Origin of the sequence: Mesorhizobium sp. M0998 (genome assembly GCF_040318885.1) — a bacterium.
Taxonomy (GTDB): Bacteria; Pseudomonadota; Alphaproteobacteria; order Rhizobiales; family Rhizobiaceae; genus Mesorhizobium.
In genome coordinates, this window is record NZ_JAMYND010000019.1 from 56,568 (window position 1) to 82,992 (window position 26,425).

Consider the following 26,425-nt stretch of genomic DNA (forward strand, 5'->3'; position numbering starts at 1 on the left):
CCTGTGTGGAATGCTAAGCTGCTTTCACCGGTGCGTTCATTGCCCATTCGACGCCGAACGGATCACGCATATTGCCCCAGCGATCACCCCAGAACATCACTTGCAACGGCACGACTTCCTCGCAGCCCGCCTCGATGGCCCGCTGCCACCAGGCGTCGATGTCGTCGCTGCCGAGATGGAGCTGCATGGTGTAGCCCTGCGGCTTCACAGCGGCCATTCCATGCTCGGGATAGAAGTCGGAAAGCATCAGGGTCGAACCGTTGATGTGGAGATGGATATGCATGGTACGGCCCTGTTCGTCCGGCGGATAGGCAAAGACCTGCTCGGCACCGAAGGCCTTTCGGTAAAATTCGGCGGCTTTGAAAGCGCCATCCAACTGAAGGTAGGGCGTCAATCCGCCAAGCACTTTGGCGGCGGGCTGGGTCTGCGGCTGGTCATTCATGTCATGCTCCTCTTTGCGTCTGGTTTGCCTTTGCGAACCACAGGACGAACGGAACGGCGACGATCCTACACGGCCGATGTTTTTTGGATTCGAAATGGCGCCTGCCGCGACGGCCAACTGCCACCTTTCAACCTTCCATGCGAATCCGCGGGCTGTTTTGCGCGTCGACGACGATTTCCGGCCAGCCAATATCTTTGCGCAGCTCGATCGGCAATGAAAGGATGGCGCGTTCGCTGCGATAACGGGCGCGAGCCGCCGAGTAACGCGTCACGGCGTGACCTATGGATGACAGAATAGACATTGCTTTCTCCTCGATTGGCGCCGGCATCACCGTGTCGGCAACCCAAGGACGTGGCATGCGATCATCAACCGACAGAGCGCCGGAATTTTTTTCCGCAAGCCTTCAGCCGCCGGCTTCGGCAACCTCCCGGAAGAACTCCTCCGGGCTATCGATCTCGGTCAGCCGCCGTTTCTCGATCAGCCAGAAGCGGTTGCCAACCGCGCGGATGAAGGAGCGGTCGTGCGAGGCAAGCAGGCAGCTCGCCTGACGTTCCAGCAATTCCGCTTCCAGCGCTTCCTGGCCATCGATATCGAAATGATTGGTCGGCTCGTCGAGCAAATAGAAATTGGGATTGGCGAGCCTGAGCGCCAGCATCATCAGCCGCGCCTTCTGCCCGCCCGACAGCACGCCGATCCTGCGCTCCTGCATGTCGATGCTGACGCCGGCGCCCGCCAGCAGCGAGCGGGCGCGCTGCTCGCCGACATCGAATCTGCGCGAGAGCATCGCCAGCGGCGTGTCGTCGCCGCCGATGCCCGACAATGCCTGGTCGCTATAGCCGAGCACCGTCGACGGCGTCACCTTCAGGCTTTGCGCCGCCGTTTCCGGCTCGACGATGGCGTTCCGGATCAGGCCGATCAGCCGTGATTTGCCGACGCCGTTACGGCCGAGCAGGACGATGCGGTCGCCTTGGCAGATGTGGCGCTTGCCGGTGCTGAACAGAACCGTGCCGTCAGGTGTTCCGACCACCAACTCGTCGAGCGTGATCAGCACCTTGGCATGGCTGCCGCGGTTGGCAAGCTTGATCGCGCCCGCCGACTTTTCGCGGTGTGCCGGCGCTGCCGCTTCTTCCAGGCGCTCTGCCCGCTGGTTGAGCTGCTTGGTCTTGACCGTCAAAAGGTCGCTGCCGGAATTGATGCCGATATTGTTGAGCTTGGCCGCTTGCCGGCGCAGCTGCTGCGCCACTTTCATGTCGCGCTGGAACTTGCGTTCGGTCGAGGCGTCGACCTCGTCCAGCGCAAGCCTCGCCCGCGAATAGGGCAGCGAAAACACCGGTGATTGTTCGGGACGCAGGAACAGCGTGCGGTTGGTCGTGGCATCGAGGAACGCCCTGTCATGGCTGGCGATCACCACCGGCACCTCGCGCGGCAGCGCGTTCAGCCAGGTCTCGAGCTGGCTGATCTTGCCGAGGTCGAGATGGTTGGTCGGCTCGTCGAGAAGCAGGACGTCGGGATCGGTGACCCAGACGCGGGCGATCAACGCCAGCCTTTGCCAGCCGCCGCTCAGCGCCTGCATTGGCCGCCCGCGCATCGGTTCTGGCACGTCAAGCGAGTCAAGAACCACATCGACGCGCCATTGTTCGCTTTCGACCTGTCCGGCCGGCAAGGCATCAGCGACCACCTGCTGGAAGCTGCGCCCGGCCAGCGCTGCCGGGACGACTTGCTCGACATAGCCGACGCGCAGGCCGCGCGTACGGGTGATGTCGCCTGATGTCGGCTCCATCTCGCCGGTCAGGCACTTCAGCAAAGTGGATTTGCCGCGCCCATTGGCGGCGACGATGCCGAGCCGGTCGCCGGTGCCGATGGTGAGGTCGAGGTTGGAAAACAGCGGCGCATTCAGGGTGACGCCGAGGGATTTGAGGCTGATCAGGGCCATTTTGATTTCTCTGGTCTTGCCGGAGCCCGGCTCAATGCACTTTGACGGTGCACGTGCCAGCCATTAGGCTCGGCATTGCGCACCACGAAGGGCAGACCAAAAAATCGAAGCGGGGAAAAACCCGGACCGTCCCTGGTCAGCCCTGCAAGCTAGCTCGCAGGGCAAAGACAGGGCCGCGCTGACGGTGGTGAGAAAATAACACGCAGCCCTCCTTTCAAGACGTTCGAGTTGTAGAAACTGGCTACACCAAGGCTAGGGCCGATGGCAAGTGGCTGGGCTCCCCCTTCTCCACTTGTGGGAGAAGGTGGCCGCGAAGCGGTCGGATGAGGGGTGCTCCAGCTTGGCACCGACGGCGATCCGTCCAGCACCCCTCAACCGTCTCGGCGCTGCGCGCCGATCCACCTTCTCCCCCAAGGGGAGAAGGGAAGCTCGCTAGCGTCCCGGGCGCCCCGTCTTGCCGGGGCGGCGCTTTTCACGGCGGGCGTCGGCCGGGTCTTCGTAGGAGCCGATACCACTGCGCTGGCGGACAATGGGTTTGGCGGAATCGTTGCGTTCCTTTGCCCCCCCCTCTGCCCTGCCGCGCATCTCCCCCACACGGGGGGAGATCGGCTGTGGTTTCGCTGGCACCTTTCCTTCGACCGGCTTTTCCGTCCGCCGCACGGTCATCTCGTCGAGCGAGTTCTTCTTGAATAGCGGCTTGGTCGGTTCGCCCGGGATGCCGAAGTCGGAGCCGTGCGCCTCTTCGGCCGACTGCTTCTTGAACAGCGAACGCGACACTGCGCCGGCCGGGGTCGGCATATCCGTGCCCGGCCCCATGGCGTCGAGCGAGGGCTTCGAAAACAGCGGCTTCTTCACCGGCACGGCGCCGTCGGCGCCCATCTCGTCGAGTGCCGGCTTGCGGAAGAGGTTGGGCCGGGCCGCCTCTTCGGCCGAACGTGCCTCGTCGAGCTTGCGGAAACGCTCCTGTTCCTCCGATGTACGGTGTTTGGCCACGCCCTTGTTGTGCTTGCCCTTTTCGCGGCCCGAGACCGGGCTTTCCATGTCGGCATATTTGGCCAGCGGATCGTCGGAGATGGACAGCTCCATCTCGCGCAGCCGCTTGATCTCGTCGCGGATACGGGCTGCCTTCTCGAAATCGAGATTGGCGGCGGCATCGCGCATCTGCTTGTCCAGGGCGTCGAGATGCGCTTTCAGATTGTTGCCCATCATCGCGCCGGCGCTGTCGGTGAACTGCGAGATATCGGCGCGGACATGATCTTTTTCGTAGACCGAGTCCAGGATGTCCGAAATGCGCGACTTGACCGATTCCGGCGTGATGCCGTTGGCCGCGTTCCACTCCATCTGCTTTTCGCGACGGCGGTTGGTCTCGGCCATTGCCCGCTCCATCGAGCCGGTGATCTGGTCGGCATAGAGGATGACCTTGCCGTCGACGTTTCTGGCGGCGCGGCCGATCGTCTGGATCAGCGATGTCTCGGAGCGCAGGAAACCTTCCTTGTCGGCATCGAGAATGGCGACGAAACCGCATTCGGGAATGTCGAGGCCTTCGCGCAACAGGTTGATGCCGACGAGCACGTCGAAGGCGCCGAGGCGCAGGTCGCGCAGGATCTCGATGCGCTCCAGCGTGTCGATGTCGGAGTGCATATAGCGCACGCGTATGCCTTGCTCATGCAGATATTCGGTCAAATCCTCGGCCATGCGCTTGGTCAGCACGGTCACCAGCGTGCGGTAGCCGGCCTTCGTGGTTTCGCGGATTTCGCCGACGACGTCGTCGACCTGCGTCTTGGCCGGGCGTACTTCGACCGGCGGGTCGATGAGGCCGGTCGGGCGGATGACCTGCTCGGCGAAGACGCCGCCGGACTGCTCCATCTCCCAGGCGCCGGGCGTCGCCGAAACCGCGACGGAGAGCGGGCGCATGGCGTCCCATTCCTCGAAGCGCAGCGGCCGGTTGTCCATGCAGGACGGCAGGCGGAAACCATACTCGGCCAGCGTCGCCTTGCGACGAAAGTCGCCGCGATACATGCCGCCGATCTGCGGTATGGTGACGTGACTTTCGTCGACGAAGACCAGCGCATTGTCGGGTATGTATTCGAACAAGGTTGGAGGCGGATCGCCCGGCTGGCGGCCGGTCAGATAGCGCGAATAGTTCTCGATGCCGGCGCAGGACCCGGTCGCCTCCAGCATCTCCAGGTCGAAGCGGGTGCGCTGCTCAAGCCGCTGCGCCTCAAGCAGGCGGCCAGCCTTTTCAAGCTCTTGCAGGCGATACTTCAGTTCTTCCTTGATCGACTTGATGGCTTGATTCAAGGTCGGCCGCGGCGTCACATAGTGCGAATTGGCGTAGATCTTGACGCTCTTCAGCTCGCCGGTCTTCTGGCCGGTCAGCGGATCGAACTCGGTGATCGCCTCGATCTCGTCGCCGAACAGCGAGATGCGCCAGGCGCGATCCTCAAGGTGGGCCGGGAAGATCTCGATCGTGTCGCCGCGCACCCGGAACGAACCGCGGACGAAATTGATATCCTGGCGCTTGTATTGCTGGGCGACGAGGTCGGCGAGCAGCGCGCGCTGGTCGAGCCGGTCGCCGATCTGCATCTGGAAGGTCATCGCCGTGTAGGTCTCGACCGAGCCGATACCGTAGATGCAGGACACCGAGGCGACGATGATGACGTCGTCGCGCTCAAGCAGCGAACGCGTCGCCGAATGGCGCATGCGGTCGATCTGCTCGTTGATCGAGGATTCCTTCTCGATGTAGGTGTCGGTCCGTGGCACATAGGCCTCCGGCTGGTAATAGTCGTAGTAACTGACGAAATACTCGACGGCGTTTTCCGGGAAGAATTTCTTGAACTCGGAGTAGAGCTGCGCAGCCAACGTCTTGTTGGGCGCCAGGATCAGAGCGGGGCGCTGCGTCTCCTCGATCACCTTGGCCATGGTGAAGGTCTTGCCCGAGCCGGTGACGCCGAGCAGCACCTGGGTGCGGTCGTTGCGGTCGACGCCTTCGACGAGATCCTTGATCGCCGTCGGCTGGTCGCCGGCCGGCTCGAAATCCGAGACCATCCTGATGGCGATGCCACCTTCGGATTTCTCAGGCCGGGCAGGGCGGTGCGGCGTCCACAGCACGCCGTCCTTGTGCAGCGGATTGCCGGATTCGATCAGCGCCGACAGCGCCGCGACGGTCGCGGTGACGCCGCCCGAGGCCATGGTCTCGGCCTCTTCCAGGGAGACATCGAGGCCAGCGACAGGGTTGAGACCGGCCGCAGTGCGCTCCCGCGCCGAAGCCGCGCCGCCCATCGAGGTGCCGCGTGCCGTACGGCCGGGAGAAGAGGAGCGCTCCGGGATTTTCTTGGCAGACTTGGCGCCTTCCCTCCCCCTCGAGGGGAGGGTGGCGGCGGAGCCGCCGGGTGGGGTCGGTGCGGCAGTGCTCGGCGACCCTTGATGCCGAGCGCTTCCTTTGCCGACCCCCTCTGTCGCCTTCGGCGACATCTCCCCCTCGAGGGGGGAGATTTGACGCCCTTCCTTCTCGGCTTCCTGCTCGATCTGTTCGGCCCAGTCGGCGATCGAGCCGGTCAGCGGGGCGCCGGTGAACTCGGTCTGCGGCGCCTCGGCAAAGCCGCCCTTGTACAGGGGCTCCGACGCATCGAGGAAATCGGTCAGCGGACTGCGCCGCTTGTGCGGCGAAGCGCGCTCGTCATTCGCCGGCGGCGGCGTTTTCTTGTCGGGGAGTCTGGCCATGGCCCGAATATGGGAGGTATCGGCCAAAATGGAAAGAGCGGAGTGGTGAAGGGTGCCGCGCGCAATTTGGCTGCTGACAGCAGGCTGTCAGGAGCAACGTCGAAGTGCGCCGCTCAATTAAACCACAGCGCAAATGTCAGAAACCCGGCGCCGCCGAATTGGCGCTGGATCTGATCGAACTCCTCGCTGGTGAGAATCTTGCCGCGTTCGAGATAGGGCGCGATGGCCGGGCCGGTGATCGACAGCACCAGATCGAAGGGCTTCGGCTCGCCGAAGAAGCGCTTCATGTTGATGCCTTTGTCGGCGCTGCGGAAATGCGGCAGCAAGGTGCGTCCCTCCAGCAGATCCTCGGCCATATCAAGGGCGGCGAGCCAGGCCTGTACCTGCTGCTCACCAACTTCGAGACCGGTCAGCGGGCTGGTGCCTTTCTGCTGCGGCCCGGGCAGCCATTCGCGGTCATTGTCGGTTTCGGCGCGGATGGCTTTCCAGTCCTCGCGCGACAGCCGGATCATTTCCATGAGATGGCGGCGTGCCGCTTGCCGGCGCTCAGGCTCGACCACTTGCCAGTTAATGAGATGCACCAGGGAGATAAAGTCGGCTAGTCGCCATTCGGACGTCAGGATGCCGCCATTCGTGCCACCGTCCAGCGGCACGAGCGTATCCTGCAGCGGCAGTTTTGCGCGCGGGAACAGCATGTGGAAGGAGCCGTCGAACGTGTTTCTGAAATCATGCGCCAGCCAGAAGTCGGCCTGCGCCATCAGGAACTCGGCATAGCCCTGCAGCCAATAGCCGTCGGCGCGGTCGAAGCGGAAGGTGAGGGCGGGTGCGGCCGCGTCTGGCGCACCACCGCCGCGTGACAGAGACGCCATGATCGCGGCGGCGCTCTCGTCCGGCGCGATCGTGCCGTCCTCGTTGAGGTCGATGCCGAGGCGGGTGAGGTCGATGACCATGCCGATGTCGGCGTCGGGGGGTACCGAACCGAGCGTGGCTGCGGATTTCTCCAGCCGGTCGCGGAAGGCGACGAGAATGGCGCGGAATTGTTCGTAGGTCAGCGGCTCGGGATTGGCATTGTCCGGCACCGGCAGCCGCATCAGCGGCAGCATGAAGGATTGCGGGCTGTCGAAACCGTGGCGGTGCAGGCCGCCGGCCAGGATCTCCAGCGCGGTGAAGAATTCGCCGGCGCCGGCGGCGTAGGCGGCTGCCGGATCGCCTGGCACGGCGGCTTCCAGAGCGGCAAGAGCGCTGTCGCGTTCGGCTACGATTTTTGCCTCGAACAGGGCCGCCGCTTCGGGAGCCGCGGCGCTGGGTGAAGCCAGCGGCAGGAGAAGAATGATGGCGCACGCCACCAGCCTGGAAAAACGCGTCATCGTGATCGCCCCTTTGTCGCTCCGCAGTGGATCATACACGCATTTGGTTCGCTGCGCCTGTGGCCTGCGGTTCACCCACAACAGTCGACGCTTCAATCAATCCGGCGGACGGTCTACACAAGGCAAACGATTGGGCGTCGCGTGTCGAACTATCCGCTTTCCTACAAACTGTCGTGGCTGCCGCGTTTTCTCCGGCCTTCGCTCAATGGCGACGCGCGCGGCTTTGCTCCGGCGGCCGCAGCCCTGCTCGAACCACTGCCGGCGCGGACGGTGCGGCTGGCTTTCGTCGGCGATATCTCGGCGGTGGCCAATCGCCGCGCGCCGGACTGCGATCCGGCGATTGCGGCACTGCTTGCCTCGGCCGATCTGGTGGTCGGCAATTGCGAAAGCCCGGTGGTGGAGCGGCCGAGCGCTGTTTGGGGCACCAGGCTCGGCACGCACCACGCGATGAGCGAGCGGTTCCTTGCCGAGGCGCTGGCCGCCGCCGGCATTTCGCGTGAAAAACTGGTGCTGTCGCTGGCCAACAACCATGTGCTCGACCAGGGTATTGCCGGCTTCGACGAGACCGTCGCCGCGCTGGAGCAATTAGGCATCCGCACGATCGGCAGTGCGGCTCCGGTCGAGCGGTTTGCGGTTGGTTCGCTGACCATAGGCCTTGCCGCCTTTACCTTGTGGCGCAATACCGACGAGGCTCAGTTGGCGGGCCGAGTCTCGATGCAAGCCGATCCGACGCAATGGCCGCACGCTGCCGCTTCGGGTGTCGACCTCCTCTGCGCGGTGCCGCATTGGGATTGGGAATTCCGGCATTTTCCACGTGCGAAGACGCGGGCAATGGCGCGACTTCTGGCCGAACATGGCGTCGGCCTGATCGCCGGGCATCATGCCCATGTCGTGCAGCCGATCGAGCGGATCGGCAAGACGCTCGTCGCCTATGGGCTCGGCGATTTCATCGGCACCGCCTTCGCGCGCCAGCCATGGCCCGGCCGCATCGGCGCCATTCTCGTCGTCGACATCAGCGACGATCCCGGCACGCGCGGGGCCATCGCCGCCTACCGGCTGCATGCTTTCATGCGGCTGCGCGCCGGCGATCACGAGCGGCTGATGCCGGTTGAAACGTTGGCGGGAAAATCCAGGCAAATGGTTCTGGCCCGCCTCGATGCGATCTTCGGTGCCGGGCGCTGACAGCTGCGCTGACGCGGTCCACCAAACCGGCTATCATGCCCAACGCGGGCGGGCTTGTGGGGCGGGTGGGTGATGGAAACTGCGGATTTCATGCCGAGCGAAGCGGTGATCGCCGGCCTCAGGAAGGACATCGAGGCCTACGAGGCGCAAAGGGCTTCGGCCTATCGCCGGACGCACTGGCGGGTGCCACTTTTCATCGGATCGGTGGTTGTCTTCGTGGCGCTGGTGGCCTGGCTCTTCAACGGGGTTGCCGACCCCAACGAGCAGTGGTTCTCGACCCCGCATGTGTTCCTCTATATCGGCGGGTTCCTGGCGGCGATCCTGCTCTATCTCCAGGCGATCAGGCCGGCGCGCAAATTGCAGCAGACGTTCCGCAACAGTTTGCTGCCGATCGTCTTCGGCTTCATCCAGGACGTGCGCTATCAGCATGGCGTAACGCCGAACTCCTTCGATCGGCTGCCGCGCGAGACGATTGGCGTGTTCAACCGTTCGTATTTCGAGGACGTCGTCTCCGGTCGGTATGAAGGCTTTGCGTTCGAGCTCTATGAGGTGACGCTGCTGGAGAGGAACGGCAAGACCACATCTCAGGCGTTCAAGGGCGTCATTATCGCGTTCGACACCATTGCGCCGTTCCCGGGAATCTTGGTGGCGGCGCGCCGTGCCAATATGGTGGTAGGTTTCTTCCGAGGCATGTTCGGCAGCAAGACGGAACAACTGTCATGCGGCGTACCCGAACTCGACGCCGCCTACGAGTTCCACACCGACAACATCGAAGCGGCGCGGCCGCTGGTGACCGGCCGGCTGGCGCAGGCGCTCGAATGGCTTGGCGAAACATGGCCGAAGGAACCGGCACGCGTCGCGCTCAACGGCAGCGACGGCTTTCTGCTGCTTCCGCAGACGAAGAACTTCTTCGAACTGCCGGACATCTCTGTGCCGCTCGACTATGCCAAGCATGTTGCGCCGATGATCGCCGACATGGCCACGATCCTGGCGACCGCGGCACTGGTCCGCAAGATCGGCGTGAAGGATGTAGAAGCCGGTTGAACTAGAATTCAGCCGTCAGCAATCGAAGCCATAGTTCTGGCGATAATAGTCGGCGTCTTCCTTCGACATTTTTTTGAAGAGAACGCAGACAGTGAAACTTCCCACCCGGCGGCCGTTCTTCATGTAGCCCCAGTCGGAAATATCGTCCCGGCTGAATTCGATCTCCTGGCCTGCCACGACGTTGTGCACGGTCTGCGGCTCGTTGTCCAAGGTTCCTGCAAATCCGGCCGCCGTCCGGTGGAAGGGAAAGACCCAGAAATGTTCAGTGGCGTCCCCGTCCCTGACCACGACTTTCAATTGGAAGTCGGCCGTTCCGGATGGCGTGCGTCGGCCAATACCAGGAAGTCGTCGAGGCTGGCACGCGCCTGCTCGATAGCGGCCGCAATCTCCGGATCGTCGCCAGCTACGCTGACGACCTTGTCGTCGCCTTGACCAGGAGTCTGCGCGTCGGCTGATGCCGGAGCAAACGCAAGCAACAGGGCAAGCGCGATACGGGCTGCAAGCTTCATGATGCGACTGCTTTCGACATTTTCGCCAGACAAACCGGATCATCGTTCGCCGAACGTCTGATTGGCAACTGGTTTTTGTCTCCATCAGGCGCTATTCCTGGGGCAGTGGGGTGGGGCTATGGTCGAAGAACGCAAGGGGTTTCGCCTGTCGCGGCGGCTGCTGCTGGGTACGACCGTGGTCGGCGGCGCGATGCTCTGGGGCGGCACGACCGTGGCGCGGCTGGCGCGCGGTCCGTCGGGGCAGAAGAATTCCGGGCGCATCGCCGACATTGACGGAATCGACCTGGCGCAGAAGCCGCTGGAGGGCCCGCCAGCCTACGATCCGGCGCTGCCATGGCTGACCAAGGGCGGCAACATCAACGATGCCAGCGGCCTGTCGATGACACCGGTCTACGGCGTTATCGAAGTCAGCAAGGAAGACCACATCGCGAGCGCGCTGGCCTTTGCCCGCGCCAATGGCCTGAAGGTCTCGGTCGCGGCGGTGCGCCATTCGATGGGCGGCCACGCCTTCGACGACAACGCGCTGGTCCTCGACATGCGTAAATTCAACAAGGTCAGTATCGACCCGGCTGCAAAGACGCTGACCTTGCAGCCGGGCGCGCGCTGGCACGACATCCAGAACCTTTTGCACCCGCGCTTCGCGGTGAAGGCGATGCAGTCGACCGACATCTTTTCGGTCGGCGGCTCGCTGTCGGTCAACGCGCATGGCATGGACCACCAGGCCGGCTCGGTCGCCGGTTCGATCCGATCGATGCGGGTGATGCTGGCGGACGGTTCGGTGACGACCTGCTCACCGGCCGAAAATACCGAGCTGTTCCGCCACGTCGTCGGCGGCTACGGCCTGTTCGGCGTGGTGCTGGAGGCGACACTCGACATCGTCGACAACGCCGTCTACCGGACCTCGCGCGAGATCATAAAATCGGACGATTTCCCGACGTTCTTCGCCGAGGTTCTGGAGCCAAACAGGGCGATCGGTCTGTTTTATGGGCATCTGTCGACTGCGCCGGGCAATTTCCTCGAGGATATGATCGTCTACCGCTATGACAAGGTCGCCGACCAGCCGCCGGCCGACCAGCCGGCAATCGGTGAACCGGGTTCGGTCGGGCTCAAGCGGGTGATCATCAACCTGGCGAAATGGGGCAGCCTGTTCCAGGAGCTGAAATGGTTCACCGAAAAGACGCTGGAGCCGCAATTCGAGAGCTGCACGGTGGCGCGGACGACGGCAATGGGCGAGGGCGAGGCCTGCCTGGTCACCCGCAACAACCCGATGCACGATTCAGTGCCCTATCTGTTCAACGATCTGCTCGACGAGACCGACATCCTGCACGAGTATTTCATCCCGCGGGCGGCCTATAACCCGTTCATCGCGGAAGCGCGCGAGATCCTGCGCAACCAGACCCTGCCGGTGCTCAACGCGTCGGTACGCATCGTCCACAAGGAGGATGTGGCGCTGAATTATGCGCCGGAGCCGGCCTATTCGCTGGTGCTCTACATCAATCAGCCGACAAACGCTGACGGCAATGCCAGGATGCGGGCGCTGACAAGGGCGCTGATCGACGTGACGATCAAGCATGGCGGGCGTTTTTTCCTGCCCTACCAGCTCCACTACACAGGCAAGGAGCTGCTTGCCTCCTATCCGGAACTGCCGTCCTTCCTGGCGAAGAAGCTGCAATACGATCCGGGCGAGCTGTTTTCGTCGATTTTTTATCGCGCCGTCAAGGCACTGATCGGCACGGCCTGAAGCGGCGGCTACAAACCGTCAGGCAGCTTCGCCGCCAGCCAGTTCGCCGAACGCCTGGCGATGCCGATCGTTGCCGATGCGGCGCGGCCGAGATCGGTCTTGACCACGGCGTAGCCGGCCTTCGTGCGGTAGACCACGGCGCGGCCGCCATCGACCGCCGCTTCATAGGCGACCGGCCGGACGGCTTCCGTTTCCGTCGCCGTGGCCTGCGTTCCGACCGCAGCACTGGGCCGATGGCTCAGTTCCGGTGGCAGCGGGTCTGTCGCGGCCGTACTGGCCGTCGTCAATTCAGGCTCGGAAGCGGTCGCAGCGAGCTGCGATGACGAAGACGAGTTCTGTATCCGGCAGATGCCGGAGACCAGCGGATAGTCGAAATTGCGCTCGTGCAGCATCTGGCTTTTCATCGCCGCTTCGCATTCGGCGATGGTCGACCATTTGGCGGGCGTCTCGCCGATATATTCGCAAAGCCTGGCGTCGCAATCGCAGCCGACGATGGTCATGGCGACAAGGGCGGTCTTGATCACGGTCGTGTCCCTCCGAGTTGCCTGGCACATGTGCGCAAGACAACGTGTCTACGGCATCATCAATCGTTGCGGAACAAGGCGGGATTTGGCCGCGATTGTGGAATGAGCGTGGCGGAGCATCACGCTACGTCTTGTGGAGGCCGGCTGTGACTGAAAGGCCTCAGTAATCGTAGACGTGTTCAAGCCTGGCGCCTGCCGTCATCAGCGCCGGCAGCACGATGTGCAGCTTGCGCACGGCGACAGTCAGGCCAGTGCGGCGCGTGGAGGGTTCCGCCGGAAGCGGGTAGCTGAACAAGGTGCGTGCACCTTCGGGAACATTGATCTCGTCATTGGAAAGCATGGTGACCATGATCTCGTCATTGCCGCCGATCTCGACGAAGGAGACGCCCTTGTCGATCAGGCGCGGGATCATGTCGGTGAACACCTGATAGCGCCTGGTGACGAAGACCGTGCCGTCGGCGCCGAGATCGCGCTCCAGCAAGGTGTCGGGCTCGTTGCGCGTCACCTCGCTGACCGGACCCTTGGCCCAGACGTGAATGTCGAGCAAGGCCGGGTCGGTGGTGGCGGCGAGCGCCGACTTGATCAGATCGGCGTAGCCCTGCTTGATGGTGTCGGCGAGGCCGAAGGCGAGCTTGCGTTCGCTGGTGCGGAAGGCGCTGTCGTCCGCTGCCGGCTGGACGGCAAACAGGCCGGCACGTTTTTCGGCATAGGGAAACTGGTACCACGGCACCTGGTCGAGAAAACCGGCGTAGTCGGCCGCGACCTTGGCCTGGTAGATGTCGGCGGCGGTGCGCTTGCCGGCTGTCGCTTCGGTAATGCGGCCGACCGTATTTTCATAGGCCCACTGGATGGCGTGCTCGATCGTGTGGCTGGTGCCGATGATCACCAGCATCTGGTGGTTGTCGAGGTTGAACTTGTAGGCGGAGCTGGCGCGGATGACCATCGCATAGTCCTGCCAGAAGCGGCCGATATAGGAGAGATAGGGAAAACCGCTCGGCTGGTTCTTGTCGACGAAGCCGGCATATTCGCGCGCGGCGTAGACGATGGCCCATTCCGGATAGGTGAGAAAGGTCGATTCCTCCGGCCGCTGGTAGCCGGGAATCTCGGCACGGACCTTGTCGGCCAGCGCCTTCGGCGGGGCACCCTCGGTGACGCCCGGCAATGGTGTTGTGTCCAACGACGGCGTCGTGAGAAAGCCGTAGGCCAGCCCGGCGATCGGGATCAACACGACAATGACGACGAGCCAGAGGATCGCCTTGATGATGCGCTTCAGCCAGCGAAACAGGAACATGGCCGGTCAGGCCGTGGCGAAATGGTCGTACACACGTTTCGACAGCCAGAACCCGACGTAGACGGCGAAGCCGCCGATGACGATGTGCGGCAGGTTGGCGAAGAAGCGGGCCGGGAATTCGATGTCATTCAGGGAGCGGAAGCCGTTGATGAAGATGCCGCCATCGAGGCAGCCGGAACCGGTGACCAGGCCGAGCACGCCGTCGAACAGATAGACCGAGCCGAACAGCTTGAAATAGAACACCGCCTGGCGGTGCGAGATGAAGGCGGCGGCCAGCGCCCAGACGCCGGAGAAGGCGTGCAGCAAATCGTCATACCACTGCAGCGAAAACAGGCCGAACAGATTGCCGCCGGCGTCGTTGAAAGCCGGCACATAGCCGATGGCAACAACGCCGAAGAACAGGAAAGCATAGGCAACAGCAAGCTTCTGGATGAGCGTCATGAAATGTCCCCCTGCCGTCAGCCCTTTTAAACGGCCCCCGACGGCAAATGGATAGTAGCTGATTTTGGCGCAGCGTGAAGCGTCGCCGGCAAAATCGTCAGGCGGGGCCACATAGACAGTCGGCGCCGGGATTTCTCCCAGCGCCTCCCTGTCAGATCAGGACACGGTCGCGGCAGCAACTCCCGAAAGATGTCGCGCCATGCCGGCCTTGATTTTGACGGTCCTGCCAGTCGCCACCCGAGGGCAGCGTCCGTTCCGGACCACGCCGGTCTCCACTCTTGCGAGCTTTGCCCAGCGCGCCATCGAAGGTTTTTGCCGTCCTTCATGGCAGCATCGGTCCGCCGTCGGCGTTCGCACGCTTTCCGCGGCCCCGTAGGTCTCGGCGTCCATCCCTCCAACAAGCAAGCCTGTTCTCGTTCAGGGCCGTACGGGCCTCAGGAAATCCGCCGTTCCGCTTTGCCTTTCGGCGTGGCGATCGGTAGCCGCCTGAGATGGGTTTTAACGTACGTCGGATAAGCGTTTGGCGGAACTGCCGCATGCCTGTGGATAGCGGGATTATCGGGGACTGACCCTGCCAAAATAGCGACTTTCCGATCTCTGCCGCCGCCGGTCGGGATTTGCCGCCTCGATGCCGAAGCCGCATTGTCGGGTAATCGACCCTTGCCCCGCAGGCCGGCGCGGGCTTCAATGCCGGCAAATGATTGGAAGGCGTGTTCGATGGCCTTGGGGAGGCAGGCTTGAAGGTCGCGGTGGTTCTCAATCCGATCGCCGGCGGCGGCAGGCTCAAGCGGCATTGGCCCGAGGTTGCGGCTTCGCTGAAAAGACATTTCGGTGATTTCGAGCTGCGTGAAACGCAGGCCGAGGGGGATGCCGAACGGCTGGCGCTCGACCTTGCCGCCATCGGCTTCGAGCTGGTGATCGCGGCCGGCGGCGACGGCACCGCCAGCGAAGTCGCCGACGGGCTGCTGAAGGCTTTCCGGGAAAGCGGCCGGACGGCCGAACTCGGGCTGCTGCCTTGCGGCACCGGCATCGACTTTGCCCGCGGGCTCGGCCTGTCGAACAATGTCGATCTGACGCTGAAGCGGATTGCCGAGGCAAAGCCGCGCAAGGTCGATGCCGGCTGCATCAGCTATGTCGACGACCATGGCGCACTGGCCAGCCGCCATTTCATCAACATCGCCAGCCTCGGGCTTTCCGGCGCTACCGACCGTGCCGTCAACGCCGACAGGCGCAAGGGCAAGGTTTCGGCCAAGGCACTGTTCTACTGGCGCACGGTCTGGGAATTCCTCCGCTATCGGTTCCAGGAGGTTGCGATCACCATCGACGACGGTGCCCCGGTTGAGGCGCGCATGGCATTGGTGGCGGTGGCCAACGGCAAATTCTTCGGCGGCGGCATGATGATCGCGCCCGACGCCGAGCTTAACGACGGCGAGTTCGACATCGTCATCCTGCGCGCCGCCGGCAAGCTGAAGCTGATCTGGGACATCCGCCTGCTCTATGGCGGGCGGCACCGCAACCATCCTGCGATCACCATCCTGCGCGGCAAGAAAGTGGTTGTCGAGCCGCTCGGCGATGTGCAAAAGAACGCCGCGCTGATCGACGTAGACGGCGAATCGCCGGGTCGCATACCAGCGACTTTCGAGATCCTGCCCGGCGCATTGACGCTGAGATATTGAATCAAGGTGTTGAGACTTTGAATCCGGTCGTTACCGCTTTGATTCCGGAGATACATTCAGCGCTTTGAAATTGCTGATATTCTGCCTGATGTCAGACACCCCGGTCGGGCCAGTTGGAACGGACATGAATGTTCTCGACCATTGAATACACCGACAGTCATTTTGACGGGGTTGATACGCTTTGGCGGGACGCATTCCCCGATGACAGCCCTTGGAACGCGGCTCATATTTCGATCCCCGAGAAGCTGAGATATCAGCCGAACCTCTTTTTGGTTGTGCTTGAATCTGGCCGGGTCGTCGGTTCGATCATGGCTGGATACGATGGCCACCGGGGCTGGATTTCCCGGATCGCCGTCCTGCAATCCCATCGCCACAAGGGGATCGGCGAGGCCCTCATCCACGAAGCCGAAAAACGGCTCGCCGCCCTTGGCTGCGTAAAGATCAACCTCCAAGTTGTCGCTTCCAACTCAGCGGGCCTCGGATTCTACCGCAAGTGCGGGTATGAGGTCGAGCAGCGCGTGAGCATGAGCAAACTGCTCTCCAAGGCCTGAGCTGGCACGGACGGTGACGGCAAAGCCGTTGTGGATCAGGTTGGCGGCGAGCTGGCCGCCGAGATGGCCAAGACCGACGAAGGCATAGCTCTGACGCGCGCTCACGGTATCAGCGGCGTCTGCATCATCTGCAAATGCAGGTCCTTGCCGGTCCAGGGATGCGCCTCGCAGACGGCTTCGTCGAGCTCGACGCCGAGGCCCGGCTCCTTCGACGGGATGACGTTGCCGTCCTGCCATTCGATTTTCTTCTTCAGCAGCTTTTCGTGGAAGCCGTTCCACTGCTTCAGCGATTCCAGAATGAGGAAGTTGGGCAGCGTTACCGCGAGCTGGATGTTGGCGGCGCCGACGATCGGCCCGCAATAGCAGTGCGGCGCGACCTGGATGTGGTAGGCTTCGGCCATGGCGGCGATCTTCTTGGTTTCGAGAATGCCGCCGGAGCGGCCGAGGTCGGGCTGAAGAATGGTCGCCGCACGGTTCTCGATGACGCGGGCAAATTCGAACTTGGTGGTCAGTCTTTCCCCTGTCGCGATGGGGATCGAAGTGCCGCGCGCCACTTGAGCCATGACCTCGGGCATGTCGGGCGGCACTGGCTCCTCGAACCACAGCGGATCATAGGGCTCGATGGCGCGGGCGAGGCGCAGCGCACCCGATGCGGTGAACTGGCCGTGCGTGCCGAACAGGATGTCGGCCCTGGTGCCGACCGCCTCGCGGATCGCCTTGACCATACGGGCGGAGAGGTCGATGTCGACGAGGCGCGGCTGGTGGCCGTCGAAGGCGGTGTAGGGGCCGGCTGGGTCGAGCTTGACCGCGTTAAAACCCTGCTCGACATATTCGAGCGCGCAGGCGGCGGCCAGGTCAGGATCATTGTAGACGTTCTTGCCGCGGGCGTCCTCCGAATGGACGCTGCCGCTGTGCGGGTAGAGGTAGGTATAGGAACGCAGCGTTTCGTGTACCTGGCCGCCAAGCAGCTTGTAGACCGGCTTGCCGGCCTCCTTACCGATAATGTCCCAGCAGGCGATTTCCAGCGCCGAGAAACAGCCCATGCCCGACACGTCGGGCCTCTGGGTGAAGCCGGACGAATAGGCGCGGCGGAAGAAGGTCTCGATATCGTGCGGGTCGCGGCCGATCAGATAACGCTCGGCCATGTCCTCGACCATTTTCGCCGTGACATGGGCCGAGAAGGTGGCGTTGTAGGCCTCGCCATAGCCGACGACGCCGCCATCGGTGGTGAGCTTGACGAAGATGAAATACTTGCCGCCGATGCCGGGCGGCGGATTGCCGACCACCCAGGTCTTGACGTCGGTGATTTTCATTTTTGATCCTCCAGAACCAGTTCGGCGCCCTTCCATCCGGTCATGATCGCGGCGGCGTTGGTGTTGCCGGTTATGTTGTCCGGAAAGATCGAGGCGTCGATGACGCGCAACGCCTGGATGCCGTGTACCTTGAGGCGCGGATCGACGACGGCGTGCGCCGCGTCCGGCCCCATGCGGCAGGTCGAGACCGGGTGATAGACGGTGCCCGAGCGCTTCCTGAAATCCTGAATGAGATCCGCGTCGGAGGTGATCGAGGGACCGGGCAAAACCTCTTCCTCGATGATCTCGGCCATCGCCGGCATCGAGGCGATCTTCCTGACGAATTTCACCGCCGCCAGCATTTCAGCGACGTCCGCCTCGGTCGAAAAGGCATTGGCGACGATTTTGGGATAATCGCGCGGATTGGCGGAACGGATCATGATTTCGCCGCGGCTCGACGGACGGCAATTGGACAGCCCGATGGAAAAGCCCGGCCATGGATCGGGCGTCAGGATCGGGCGTTCGCCGCTCTTCGGAATGACGGTTGAAAACGCCTGGAAATAGAGCTGCATGTTGGGCCGTGCCGTGGCCGGATCGGTGCGAAAGAAGCCGCCGGCATTGTTCATCGACAGCGACAGCGGGCCTGAGCGCAAAAACACGTATTGCATGCCGACCAGCAGCTTGCCCCACCACGGGCGCAGGATCTGGTTGAGCGTCGGCAGCCTGCCCTTGAACGTGTAGTTGATGCCGACATGGTCCTGCAGGTTTGCCCCGACATTCTCGTTGGCGTGAACGACGGGAATGGCGAGCGCGCCAAGAAGCGCCGACGGGCCGACACCGGAAAGCTGGAGAAGTTGAGGCGAATTGACCGAACCGCCCGACAGGATGATCTCGCGGCCGGCGCGGGCGGTTTTCGTCGCGCCATTCTGGAGATATTCGATGCCGACGGCGCGTTTGCCCTCGAACAGGATTTTTGTCGCCAGGGCGTTGATCTCGACGCGGACGTTTTTGCGCTTCGTCGCCGGGCGCAGGAAGGCGCGCGCCGCCGACATGCGGCGGCCGTTCCTGGTGGTGATCTGGTAGACGCCGACGCCTTCCTGCGAGGCGCCGTTGAAATCCGGGTTGAGCGGCAGGCCGGCCTGGTTGGCGGCGGCGAGATAGCGCTTGGTGAGCGGATGGACGGAGGTCGAGCAGTCGGTGACATGCAGCGGCCCGCCGACGCCGCGCCATTGGTCGGCGCCGGCCTGGTTATCCTCCAGCGCCTTGAACGCAGGCAGCAGGTTGTCGAAGCCCCAGCCGGGATTGCCGGCCGCTGCCCAAGCGTCGAAATCCTCACGCGCGCCCCTGATCCAGACCATGGCGTTGATCGAACTCGAGCCGCCGAGCAGCTTGCCGCGCGGCCAGTGGTCGGCATTGCCGGCCAGGCCGGGATCCGGCTCGGCCTTGTAGTTCCAGTTGACCGCCGGGTCGAAGAAGGTCTTGCCGTAGCCGAGCGGCATCTGCACGTAGAAGCGACGGTCGCTGCCGCCGGCTTCCAGCACCAGCACCGAGAAGCGGCCGGAAGCCGACAATCTTTCGGCCAGGACCGAGCCGGCCGAACCGGAGCCGACGATGATGAAATCATAGGTCTGCATGGTGGCTGCGGTCGGCTCCGGAATTCGGCCTCTAACCTAGACTCGCGCGCGGCGCGGCGTCGCCGGGTCTTCCGGCATCTGATGTGAAAAAAGCGACCGGCAACTTCGTTTGAATTTCGACTTCCAGCGCCAAGAAGTTTTTTTGAAAAGAACCTAGCTTGCCCACGCGTCGAGTTGATTGAGGACAGCAATCGCCGGATAGGATTTCCGGTTGGGATAAGCACGCCTGTAATAGACATTCCAATAACTTGTGGCCTTGGCGCGCATCGTACGCATCACGTCTCGGTTCTGTCGGACGAAACTGGCATAGGCCGATGCGTCCAGATCAGGTACTGCCGCGTAGATATCTTCGGCGATTTCGACGACATATTCGCCTAACAGCAGCACGACGAAGGCGATGCTCCAACTTTCGTTCAGCGAAAGGATCACCCTGGCTGATCTCTGCCGCAAAAAGCCATCTGTCGATCGTGTCAGCAGACAATGCGACGGAAACGAAAAGCCGAGGTGATGCTCTCCCACACCTGGTAGAAAATATAACCGATCAGGAATATAGATGCCCGCTCCATCAGAAATGAGACGTCTGGACGGCGTCCGATAAGTGTCGTCGACAAAAGGCTTCAGCTCGTCCTCCGCCACGGTGGCCAACGTGCTGACTGGGAAAGCTGACTTCGCAGCGCCCGAGAACGGCTTGCGTCGTGTGAAGTAATCCACGTTGTGCCTCTGACCAAAAGTTGAAAACGATCCGGCTTCATTTCGAAGTGCCTGCGCTTCCTCGACAAGCGATCCAACCATTACAGGCGATGATCGGCAATCTGCTTGAAATCATAGCGCATGATCGGGCGGGCCGGCGTTCTGCGAGCGACGACCCTGAACCCGGCGCGCGCGAAGGTGGAGGCATATCCGCTGCCGGAAGCACTCGGCGATACGTCGGCCTCGAAAGGATAGGCTTCGAGTGCCGGAGCATTTGCGCGCCTCGCGACTTCCAGTGCTTCCGCAATCAGCTGGAATGTTACGCCCCGCCTGCGGTATCGTTTTCGCACGTAGAGGCAGGACAGGGACCAGACCGGCCTGTCCGTCCACGCGCTTGAGCTGCCATAGCCGATCGAGCCAGGGCAGGGCATCTCGCGGCGTCACCCGGCACCAGCCGACAGCCGTATCGCCGTCGAAGGCGAGCAAACCCGGAGGCGGACCATGCTGGACGGCTTGCCGGAACACTGCGTTGTTTTCCTCGCCGGGCCGCTTTCGATAAGAACGGCCGATCCGCCCGTACATACACCAACAGCGACTGCAGACGGCGCTCTCACCTGTCGTGCTCCAGCTCAGCGCAGAAAACCAAGCACGGCCTCCATGAATTCGGCGGGGTACTCGACGTTCGACAAGTGAACCGCGGGCAGGACAACCAACTCCGCGCCGGGCACCGTCGCCGCGATTAGCTCGCTGTGGCTGGCGGCTGTCACAGTGTCGTGCCGGCCGGCGATCACCAGCGTTGGCCTGGAAATCAGCGCTATGGTTCGGCGAAGGTCCGCATCGCGAACCGCCGCAAACAGACCAGCCAAGCCTTGCCGGTCGATGGCCAGCAGCATGGTGCGAAATTCTTCGATGACGGGCTCGTTGGCCGCCAGCATACGCGCAGGAAACCAGTTGCCCAGGAACATCTCGGCGGTTTCGGACATATCCGGCGCCTGCAGCACGGCGGCAATCCGCTCGTCAAACTGCTTTGCCGGTCCGAGGTAGGACGAGGTGTTGCTCAGGATCAAGCGCTCGATCCGCTCGGGCGCGTGGATGCCGAGCCACTGCCCGACGAAGCCGCCCAACGACAGACCGAGGAAGTGTACGCGTTCAATGCCCAGGGTGTCGAGCAACTCGATCACGTCGCGGCCAAGCCGGTCGAGCGAATAAGCGCCGGCCGGAACGCTCGACTCTCCGTGGCCGCGAAAATCATAGCGCAGAACACGGAAATGGTTCGACAGCTCGCCGACCTGCATGTCCCACATCCGCAGCGTGGTGGCGATGGAATTCGACAGCATCAGCACGGGCTTCCCGGCGTCGCCGTCGATGCGGTAGGCGATGCGTGTGCCATCGCCGACGGTCACGAAATCCAGCTCATTCATGGTGAATACACCTTCCTTCTTGGAGCGTTGAATGTGGCAAAGCCTAGCTGCGGCGCGCTTTTGATGATATTACAAAGATGGGACCATCTCTGTAATAGAAGCTGACATGGCCGAATTCACCCTGCACGACCTGCAATGCTTCGATGCCGTGGTCCGCTGCGGCGGCTTTCAGCCTGCGGCGGCCATGCTGCATCGCTCGCACCCGGCTGTGTTCGCAGCCGTTGCAAAGCTGGAGCGGCAACTCGACCTCGTTCTCTTGGATCGCAGCGGCTATCGCGTGCGCCCCACCGAGGCAGGGCTGTCGTTCCATCGCAGGGCACAATCGCTGCTGCGCGAGCTCGAGGGCTTGCGGCTTCATGCTGCTCAGCTGTCAATGGGCGAAGAAAGCGAGATCCATGTGGTGATCGGCGACCTTTGCCCGCGCCCGCAGGCATTGGGCATGCTCGGACGGTTCTTCGCCCAGTGTCCGGGCACACGCCTGCATCTGCACTTCGAGGCGGTGGGCGGCCCGTGGGAGCGCCTCTTCGATGACGAAGCCGATTTGATCCTGCACTGGATCGACAAGAGCGATCCGCGGGTGGAATGGATCGATCTGTGCAAGGTGCCCTTCGTCCCAGTAGTGGCGTCGGGCTTTCTGCCGGAACGCATCAAGCACCCCATCACGCCGGATCAGATGCACGCGTTCACCCAATGTGTCATGCGCGACACGGCCCGCCATTCACCCCAACAAGACTACTTCATGATCGAGGGTGCGCCGCAATGCATGGTGGCCGACCAGGGGATGAAGAAGGAAATCATCCTGCAGGGCCTCGCGTGGGGCCACATGCCCCGCTTCCTGATCGAGGATGAGCTGCGCGACGGACGCCTGCAATCCGTTGCCGGCCGTCATCTGCCAGGCCGCACCGAGGAGTTGGTGGTGGCGCGCCGCCGCGACCGGCCGCACGGGCCGATCTCGAACCGTCTGTGGGATCATATCGAGCAAGAGGCGCCGACGTTGCGCCGAGCGCTCGAACCCCGGCAACCTGTCCAGTAGGCGGCCAGCCGGGGCTCAGCGAGGCCGTTCGGAGGGCCAACCACCTGCTGCTCTTCACTGACGTAATTCACGCCTCCGCGCTGCAATTTGCGCATCCGGAATGGGCAATCGCCTTCGACGTGGACCAGGAGGCCGCAATCGCCACACGCAAGAAGGTGCTCGACATGGTGTCGGCGGATGGCCTGCTCGTCGCAGGCATGCACCTGCCCTTTCCAGGAATCGGTCATGTTATTCGCGAGGGCAACGCCTATGCCTACGTCCCGCTCCGCACAGCATCTTTTCAACACTGTCGACCGATAGCCGAACCTCAGGCCGCGACACTGTTCAGTGGCGCGTTGACCTGCCCGTGCCATGACGATACGGGATCGGGACAATCGGCTTCGAGAGGATTGGCCAAATGGTGCATTACGCGGACGGGCGGCCGATCGGCGATCTGACGCTCAGGACGCTGGCCATGCCTTCCGACGCCAATGCGGCAGGCGACATTTTTGGCGGCTGGGTGATGGCGCAGATGGATCTCGCCTGCGGCATCCGCGCCGCCGAGCGCGCCAAGGGCCGCGTGGTGACGGCGGCGGTTAAGGAAATGTCCTTCGCCAAGCCGATGAAGATCGGCGACACGCTGTGCATCTATACGCATGTCGAACGCGTCGGCCGCACCTCGATGACGCTCAAGGTCGAGGCCTGGGCGCAGCGCTATCTCTCCGACCTGATGGAGAAGGTCACCCATGCCGACTTCGTCATGGTGGCGCTGGACGGCGAAGGCAAGCCGAAGGCGGTTCCGGCCGAAGGCTGACCCGGCCTGATTCCAGAAGACGGATTTAAACAGCCGTCTCTCCCGCGCGGGGGATGCGGACAGCGATCCCGCGTGGTCTTTGGCTAACGGGTTTCCCGCATGCGCGCCTGCAGCGCGACCGACGGGATATTGGGAGGAAAGACAATGCGTCAACACATGCTGAACGCTGCCCTGGCGGGTGCCTTTGCAGCCTTGCTCTGCCTGTCGTCCGCAAGCGCTTTTGCCGAGGTCAAAAAAGGCGATCCAGGCGCCACCTGCACGTCGGAAAACCGCACCATCAACGGGCAAGCGGCCAAGTGCGAGATCTGCTCGGCGACGAAATGCGACACCAGCGGCACGACGGTGAGCAATTGCCGCAAGGAGACGACCACGACCTGCACGATTGGCGGCAGGGTGGTCAGTCCCAACCCGAAATGGAACCGGATCGAGAAGCTGCCGAAGACCAAGATGCAGTTACAGCAGTAGCGCTCATCCGGAGGCTCCCGGGCAGGTTCAAACCTTTGCAGCACAAGGGTTCAGCTGTGCATGGCGTCGAACTTCTCGCGCGCCGCCTTGACGCGCTCGGTGTTCTTGCGTGCCCATTCGCCGAGCGCATCGACCGGCACCAGCAGTTCGTAGCCAAGATCGGTCAATTCGTAGTCGACCCGCGGCGGGATGGTCGGGAACACGGTGCGTGTAACGAAGCCGTCGCGCTCGAGCCCGCGCAAGGTCGTGGTCAGCATCTTTTGCGAAATCCCGCCGACCGCGCTGCGCAACTCGTTGAAACGCAGCGGCCCGTTGCCAAGCTTGCCGACCACGAGCACCGTCCATTTGTCGCCGACGCGCTGCAGGATTTCCGAGATGGCGCGGCAGTCCTCGGTGCGGTGCGGGTGCCTTGGTAACAAAAAAGTGCCTCCTTGCACATTGAGCGGCCAGTTACTCATATAGCTCAGGTATCTAAACGATACCAGTATTCCTGTAAGGAGAGCCCCTCTATGTCAAAACCCAAAATTGCCATCGTCATTGGTTCGACCCGCGCCGCGCGCTTTGCCGACGTCCCGGCCGAATGGATTGCCAAGATCGCCAAGTCGCACGCCGACATCGACGTCGAAGTCGTCGACCTGCGCGATTTCCCGCTGCCGTTCTTCGATGAGGTCGCATCCTCCGCCTGGGCGCCGTCGCAGAACGAAGTGGCGCAGCGCTGGCAAAAGAAGGTCGCCGGATTCGACGGCTTCATCTTCACCGCCGCCGAATACAATCATGGCCCGACGGCCGTGCTGAAGAACGCCATCGACTACGCCGCCAACGAGTGGAACAAGAAGCCGGCCGGCTTCGTCGGCTATGGCAGCGTCGGTGGCGCGCGCGCGGTCGAGCAGCTGAGGCTGCATGCGGTCGAGTTGCAGATGGCGCCGGTGAAGTCCGCCGTACACATCTCCTGGGCCGATTTCCTTGCGGTCAAGCAAGGCGACAAGAAGCTCGATGAGTTCGAGCACCTCAACCAGGCGGCAACCGCGCTGGTCAACGACATTGCATGGTGGGCCAGGGTGCTGAAGACGGCGCGTCAGGCCGATGCCGTCGCCGAGGAAGTCAAGGCGGCCTGAGCACAGGTTCGAACAGTCCTCCCAAGGATTAAGTCTCCCAAGCATTGGGGCGGCGCATGCGCCGCCCCTTTTGTTTACACGGCATGGGCGTCCTGCGCTTGCCGTGGTCTGATGATGCAATCGGCAAGGCGGTCCATCTCATTCAGCTCGTCGGCGTGATGCTGGCCCCACTGGCAAAGTGCCAGCAGGATCGGCTCGAGGCTGAGGCCGAGCCGCGTCGCCGAATATTCGACGCGCGAAGGTATCTCGGCAAAGATCTCGCGGCGGACGAGACCGTGCTCTTCCATTTCGCGAAGCTGCTGGATCAGCACTTTCTGGGTGATATCGGGCATCAGCGCCTGCAGCGCCGACAGCCGCCGGGGCGCGTCGAAGAGATGGTACAGGATGACCGCCTTCCAGCGGCCCGAAATCACTTTCAGCGCGCGCTCCGCCGGCAGCATCGGCAGTCTCTTGATCGGCTTGGCCATGGTCACCTCCCGGTCAGCAGCGGACAAATTGGTGTGTAGTCGAAGCCAGGCAGATAGTGGCAAACAGCGGCCGATGCCAACAGCGATCGGTGCATGCGATGAGAGCCATTCAACTGAGCCGCTTCGGCGGGCCCGACGTTCTCGACATAGTCGCGGTGCCGAAGCCTGAGCCGCAAGCCGGCGAAGTCTTGGTCCGCGTTCATGCGGCCGGGGTGAATTTCTTCGAAGTGCTGATGCGCGCGGATCGCTATGCGGTGACGCCGCAACTGCCGATGATCCCTGGCGTCGAGGCCGCCGGGATCGTGGAGGCGCTTGGCCAGGGGGTGGACGCTTCCTTGCTCGGCACGCGCGTCGCCGCGCCGTTGTTCGCCTCGAGCCGCCCGTTTGGCGGCTATGCCGAGTATGTGACGATCGACGCAAGCCTGACCGTGCCCTTGCCGGATTCGCTCTCGTTCGAAAACGCGACGGCATTGATGGTGCAAGGACTGACGGCATTGTATCTATCGCGGCAAAGCCCGCCGGCCGGCAGATCGGTGCTGGTCGCCGCTGCCGCGGGCGGCGTCGGTTCGTTGCTCGTCCAGCTTGCCAAGCGCGCCGGCGCGAGCCGTGTCATCGCGGCAGCCGGCAGCAAGGCCAAGCTCGACCTTGCTTTGTCGCTGGGAGCCGATGCTGCCGTCGACTACAGCAACACGGATTGGCCGGTGCACGTCCGGGCAGCCACAGACGGCGCCGGCGTCGACATCATCTACGACATTGTCGGCGGCCCGCTGACGGCGGTTGCGCTGGAGGCTCTGGCACCTCGCGGAGAGTTGGTGTTTGCAGCACTTGGCAGATACGCGCTCGGCGCCCCGGAGATGGAGGCGATGATCGGCCGCAACCAGTCGCTGAAGGGTTTTGCCCTGCTGCCGTTGCTGTCTACGGACGGTCTCCGTGACGGCCTTTTGGAGCTTTTCGATCTGGCCGCTGGTGGTCAGCTTGTGGTGACCAAAGGTGGCCGCTTCCCGCTCGACCAGGCCAGCCACGCACATCGCCTGCTGGACGAGCGCGGCGCGACCGGCAAGGTTGTCTTGATACCTTAGTAGGTGCTCCGC

At 63.0% G+C, this 26,425-nt stretch carries 27 protein-coding genes; 10 read left to right on the forward strand and 17 right to left on the reverse strand.

The genetic code is table 11. From position 1 onward, the window contains the following. Window positions 1-13 precede the first annotated feature (13 nt). The 5 genes from NKH59_RS19145 to NKH59_RS19165 form a co-directional block, all read right to left on the reverse strand. Entirely contained in the window at window positions 14-442 is a 429-nt protein-coding gene (locus tag NKH59_RS19145; RefSeq protein WP_352541022.1) for a VOC family protein, read from the reverse strand. Between the two features lie 127 nt (window positions 443-569). After that, window positions 570-770 carry a hypothetical protein gene (locus NKH59_RS19150; RefSeq protein ID WP_352816210.1) on the reverse strand — a complete coding sequence of 67 codons (201 nt, stop codon included), beginning with the start codon at window positions 768-770 and terminating at the stop codon, window positions 570-572. A 75-nt stretch (window positions 771-845) separates the two neighbouring features. Continuing rightward, on the reverse strand, window positions 846-2,375 hold the full coding sequence (locus NKH59_RS19155) for an ABC-F family ATP-binding cassette domain-containing protein (protein WP_353022723.1): 1,530 nt from the start codon (window positions 2,373-2,375) through the stop codon (window positions 846-848). Window positions 2,376-2,807: 432 nt separating this feature from the next. Next, entirely contained in the window at window positions 2,808-6,098 is a 3,291-nt protein-coding gene (gene uvrB / locus NKH59_RS19160; RefSeq protein WP_353022725.1) for an excinuclease ABC subunit UvrB, read from the reverse strand. 113 nt (window positions 6,099-6,211) lie between these two features. Beyond that, entirely contained in the window at window positions 6,212-7,465 is a 1,254-nt protein-coding gene (locus NKH59_RS19165; protein WP_353022727.1) for a hypothetical protein, read from the reverse strand. A gap of 141 nt (window positions 7,466-7,606) precedes the next feature. On the opposite strand from NKH59_RS19165, the gene NKH59_RS19170 reads away from it, so the two are divergent. Together NKH59_RS19170 and NKH59_RS19175 are read left to right on the forward strand one after the other, a co-directional pair. Further along, the gene (locus NKH59_RS19170) at window positions 7,607-8,647 is read left to right on the forward strand and encodes a CapA family protein (RefSeq protein WP_352921141.1); all 1,041 of its coding nucleotides are present in this window, start codon (window positions 7,607-7,609) and stop codon (window positions 8,645-8,647) included. 72 nt (window positions 8,648-8,719) lie between these two features. Continuing rightward, the gene (locus tag NKH59_RS19175) at window positions 8,720-9,691 is read left to right on the forward strand and encodes a DUF3137 domain-containing protein (RefSeq protein ID WP_353022728.1); all 972 of its coding nucleotides are present in this window, start codon (window positions 8,720-8,722) and stop codon (window positions 9,689-9,691) included. A gap of 15 nt (window positions 9,692-9,706) precedes the next feature. On the opposite strand, the gene NKH59_RS19180 is transcribed toward NKH59_RS19175, so the two are convergent. Then, a complete protein-coding gene (locus NKH59_RS19180; protein ID WP_353022770.1) occupies window positions 9,707-9,979 on the reverse strand; it encodes a YegJ family protein in 273 nt (90 codons plus the stop codon). 5 nt (window positions 9,980-9,984) lie between these two features. Further along, complete coding sequence (locus NKH59_RS19185; RefSeq protein ID WP_353022730.1) at window positions 9,985-10,200, reverse strand: hypothetical protein; 216 nt, start codon at window positions 10,198-10,200, stop codon at window positions 9,985-9,987. Between the two features lie 118 nt (window positions 10,201-10,318). On the opposite strand from NKH59_RS19185, the gene NKH59_RS19190 reads away from it, so the two are divergent. After that, a complete protein-coding gene (locus NKH59_RS19190; RefSeq protein WP_353022732.1) occupies window positions 10,319-11,941 on the forward strand; it encodes an FAD-binding oxidoreductase in 1,623 nt (540 codons plus the stop codon). A gap of 8 nt (window positions 11,942-11,949) precedes the next feature. Here NKH59_RS19190 and NKH59_RS19195 read toward each other — a convergent pair whose 3' ends face one another. The 3 genes from NKH59_RS19195 to NKH59_RS19205 all read right to left on the reverse strand — a co-directional run bounded on the left by NKH59_RS19195 (window position 11,950) and on the right by NKH59_RS19205 (window position 14,197). Then, window positions 11,950-12,465 (reverse strand): hypothetical protein, encoded by a 516-nt coding sequence (locus NKH59_RS19195; protein WP_352836590.1) that lies wholly within the window; start codon window positions 12,463-12,465, stop codon window positions 11,950-11,952. Window positions 12,466-12,625: 160 nt separating this feature from the next. Continuing rightward, window positions 12,626-13,756: a hypothetical protein gene (locus NKH59_RS19200; RefSeq protein WP_353022734.1), complete on the reverse strand. Its 1,131-nt coding sequence runs from the start codon at window positions 13,754-13,756 to the stop codon at window positions 12,626-12,628. A gap of 6 nt (window positions 13,757-13,762) precedes the next feature. Continuing rightward, a complete protein-coding gene (locus tag NKH59_RS19205) occupies window positions 13,763-14,197 on the reverse strand; it encodes a DUF4383 domain-containing protein (RefSeq protein WP_023719157.1) in 435 nt (144 codons plus the stop codon). Between the two features lie 737 nt (window positions 14,198-14,934). On the opposite strand from NKH59_RS19205, the gene NKH59_RS19210 reads away from it, so the two are divergent. Both NKH59_RS19210 and NKH59_RS19215 read left to right on the forward strand, forming a co-directional pair. After that, window positions 14,935-15,873, forward strand: a complete 939-nt coding sequence (locus NKH59_RS19210) for a diacylglycerol/lipid kinase family protein (RefSeq protein ID WP_352469773.1) — start codon at window positions 14,935-14,937, stop codon at window positions 15,871-15,873. A gap of 128 nt (window positions 15,874-16,001) precedes the next feature. Then, complete coding sequence (locus tag NKH59_RS19215; protein ID WP_352469774.1) at window positions 16,002-16,424, forward strand: GNAT family acetyltransferase; 423 nt, start codon at window positions 16,002-16,004, stop codon at window positions 16,422-16,424. Window positions 16,425-16,525: 101 nt separating this feature from the next. Here NKH59_RS19215 and NKH59_RS19220 read toward each other — a convergent pair whose 3' ends face one another. The 5 genes from NKH59_RS19220 to NKH59_RS19240 form a co-directional block, all read right to left on the reverse strand. Further along, complete coding sequence (locus tag NKH59_RS19220) at window positions 16,526-17,737, reverse strand: mandelate racemase/muconate lactonizing enzyme family protein (RefSeq protein ID WP_352541032.1); 1,212 nt, start codon at window positions 17,735-17,737, stop codon at window positions 16,526-16,528. Next, window positions 17,734-19,350 carry a GMC family oxidoreductase gene (locus tag NKH59_RS19225; RefSeq protein WP_353022735.1) on the reverse strand — a complete coding sequence of 539 codons (1,617 nt, stop codon included), beginning with the start codon at window positions 19,348-19,350 and terminating at the stop codon, window positions 17,734-17,736. The genes NKH59_RS19220 and NKH59_RS19225 overlap by 4 nt, the downstream gene beginning before the upstream one ends. 153 nt (window positions 19,351-19,503) lie before the next feature. After that, window positions 19,504-20,061 carry a hypothetical protein gene (locus tag NKH59_RS19230; protein ID WP_353022737.1) on the reverse strand — a complete coding sequence of 186 codons (558 nt, stop codon included), beginning with the start codon at window positions 20,059-20,061 and terminating at the stop codon, window positions 19,504-19,506. Between the two features lie 80 nt (window positions 20,062-20,141). Next, a complete protein-coding gene (locus NKH59_RS19235) occupies window positions 20,142-20,471 on the reverse strand; it encodes a GNAT family N-acetyltransferase (RefSeq protein ID WP_353022739.1) in 330 nt (109 codons plus the stop codon). Window positions 20,472-20,669: 198 nt separating this feature from the next. Then, complete coding sequence (locus tag NKH59_RS19240) at window positions 20,670-21,461, reverse strand: alpha/beta fold hydrolase (RefSeq protein WP_353022741.1); 792 nt, start codon at window positions 21,459-21,461, stop codon at window positions 20,670-20,672. A gap of 106 nt (window positions 21,462-21,567) precedes the next feature. Here NKH59_RS19240 and NKH59_RS19245 point away from each other — a divergent pair, with 106 nt between their 5' ends. The 3 genes from NKH59_RS19245 (at window position 21,568) to NKH59_RS19255 (ending at window position 23,752) form a co-directional block, all read left to right on the forward strand. Further along, window positions 21,568-22,494, forward strand: a complete 927-nt coding sequence (locus NKH59_RS19245) for a LysR family transcriptional regulator (protein ID WP_352506700.1) — start codon at window positions 21,568-21,570, stop codon at window positions 22,492-22,494. A 397-nt stretch (window positions 22,495-22,891) separates the two neighbouring features. Then, on the forward strand, window positions 22,892-23,287 hold the full coding sequence (locus NKH59_RS19250; RefSeq protein ID WP_023678380.1) for an acyl-CoA thioesterase: 396 nt from the start codon (window positions 22,892-22,894) through the stop codon (window positions 23,285-23,287). Window positions 23,288-23,431: 144 nt separating this feature from the next. Then, window positions 23,432-23,752, forward strand: a complete 321-nt coding sequence (locus tag NKH59_RS19255; RefSeq protein WP_352541039.1) for a hypothetical protein — start codon at window positions 23,432-23,434, stop codon at window positions 23,750-23,752. A gap of 50 nt (window positions 23,753-23,802) precedes the next feature. Here NKH59_RS19255 and NKH59_RS19260 read toward each other — a convergent pair whose 3' ends face one another. Further along, complete coding sequence (locus tag NKH59_RS19260; RefSeq protein WP_023678378.1) at window positions 23,803-24,171, reverse strand: winged helix-turn-helix transcriptional regulator; 369 nt, start codon at window positions 24,169-24,171, stop codon at window positions 23,803-23,805. Window positions 24,172-24,261: 90 nt separating this feature from the next. On the opposite strand from NKH59_RS19260, the gene NKH59_RS19265 reads away from it, so the two are divergent. Beyond that, window positions 24,262-24,867, forward strand: coding sequence for an NADPH-dependent FMN reductase (locus NKH59_RS19265; RefSeq protein ID WP_352469781.1), 606 nt, complete (start codon window positions 24,262-24,264; stop codon window positions 24,865-24,867). Window positions 24,868-24,941: 74 nt separating this feature from the next. Here NKH59_RS19265 and NKH59_RS19270 read toward each other — a convergent pair whose 3' ends face one another. Continuing rightward, a complete protein-coding gene (locus NKH59_RS19270) occupies window positions 24,942-25,334 on the reverse strand; it encodes a winged helix-turn-helix transcriptional regulator (protein ID WP_352450464.1) in 393 nt (130 codons plus the stop codon). A 98-nt stretch (window positions 25,335-25,432) separates the two neighbouring features. Between NKH59_RS19270 and NKH59_RS19275 the strand changes: the two genes are divergently transcribed. Beyond that, on the forward strand, window positions 25,433-26,413 hold the full coding sequence (locus NKH59_RS19275; RefSeq protein WP_353022743.1) for a quinone oxidoreductase family protein: 981 nt from the start codon (window positions 25,433-25,435) through the stop codon (window positions 26,411-26,413). The last annotated feature ends 12 nt before the right edge of the window (window positions 26,414-26,425 follow it).

Coding starts and splice junctions, on each gene's coding strand:
- NKH59_RS19145 (WP_352541022.1), bottom strand. CDS start 442: ATGAATGACCAGCCGCAGACCCAGCCCGCCGCCAAAGTGCTTGGCGGA.
- NKH59_RS19150 (WP_352816210.1), bottom strand. CDS start 770: ATGCCGGCGCCAATCGAGGAGAAAGCAATGTCTATTCTGTCATCCATA.
- NKH59_RS19155 (WP_353022723.1), bottom strand. CDS start 2,375: ATGGCCCTGATCAGCCTCAAATCCCTCGGCGTCACCCTGAATGCGCCG.
- uvrB (WP_353022725.1), bottom strand. CDS start 6,098: ATGGCCAGACTCCCCGACAAGAAAACGCCGCCGCCGGCGAATGACGAG.
- NKH59_RS19165 (WP_353022727.1), bottom strand. CDS start 7,465: ATGACGCGTTTTTCCAGGCTGGTGGCGTGCGCCATCATTCTTCTCCTG.
- NKH59_RS19175 (WP_353022728.1), top strand. CDS start 8,720: ATGGAAACTGCGGATTTCATGCCGAGCGAAGCGGTGATCGCCGGCCTC.
- NKH59_RS19185 (WP_353022730.1), bottom strand. CDS start 10,200: ATGAAGCTTGCAGCCCGTATCGCGCTTGCCCTGTTGCTTGCGTTTGCT.
- NKH59_RS19190 (WP_353022732.1), top strand. CDS start 10,319: ATGGTCGAAGAACGCAAGGGGTTTCGCCTGTCGCGGCGGCTGCTGCTG.
- NKH59_RS19200 (WP_353022734.1), bottom strand. CDS start 13,756: ATGTTCCTGTTTCGCTGGCTGAAGCGCATCATCAAGGCGATCCTCTGG.
- NKH59_RS19205 (WP_023719157.1), bottom strand. CDS start 14,197: ATGACGCTCATCCAGAAGCTTGCTGTTGCCTATGCTTTCCTGTTCTTC.
- NKH59_RS19215 (WP_352469774.1), top strand. CDS start 16,002: ATGTTCTCGACCATTGAATACACCGACAGTCATTTTGACGGGGTTGAT.
- NKH59_RS19220 (WP_352541032.1), bottom strand. CDS start 17,737: ATGAAAATCACCGACGTCAAGACCTGGGTGGTCGGCAATCCGCCGCCC.
- NKH59_RS19225 (WP_353022735.1), bottom strand. CDS start 19,350: ATGCAGACCTATGATTTCATCATCGTCGGCTCCGGTTCGGCCGGCTCG.
- NKH59_RS19235 (WP_353022739.1), bottom strand. CDS start 20,471: ATGCCCTGCCCTGGCTCGATCGGCTATGGCAGCTCAAGCGCGTGGACG.
- NKH59_RS19240 (WP_353022741.1), bottom strand. CDS start 21,461: ATGAATGAGCTGGATTTCGTGACCGTCGGCGATGGCACACGCATCGCC.
- NKH59_RS19245 (WP_352506700.1), top strand. CDS start 21,568: ATGGCCGAATTCACCCTGCACGACCTGCAATGCTTCGATGCCGTGGTC.
- NKH59_RS19250 (WP_023678380.1), top strand. CDS start 22,892: ATGGTGCATTACGCGGACGGGCGGCCGATCGGCGATCTGACGCTCAGG.
- NKH59_RS19255 (WP_352541039.1), top strand. CDS start 23,432: ATGCGTCAACACATGCTGAACGCTGCCCTGGCGGGTGCCTTTGCAGCC.
- NKH59_RS19265 (WP_352469781.1), top strand. CDS start 24,262: ATGTCAAAACCCAAAATTGCCATCGTCATTGGTTCGACCCGCGCCGCG.
- NKH59_RS19270 (WP_352450464.1), bottom strand. CDS start 25,334: ATGGCCAAGCCGATCAAGAGACTGCCGATGCTGCCGGCGGAGCGCGCG.
- NKH59_RS19275 (WP_353022743.1), top strand. CDS start 25,433: ATGAGAGCCATTCAACTGAGCCGCTTCGGCGGGCCCGACGTTCTCGAC.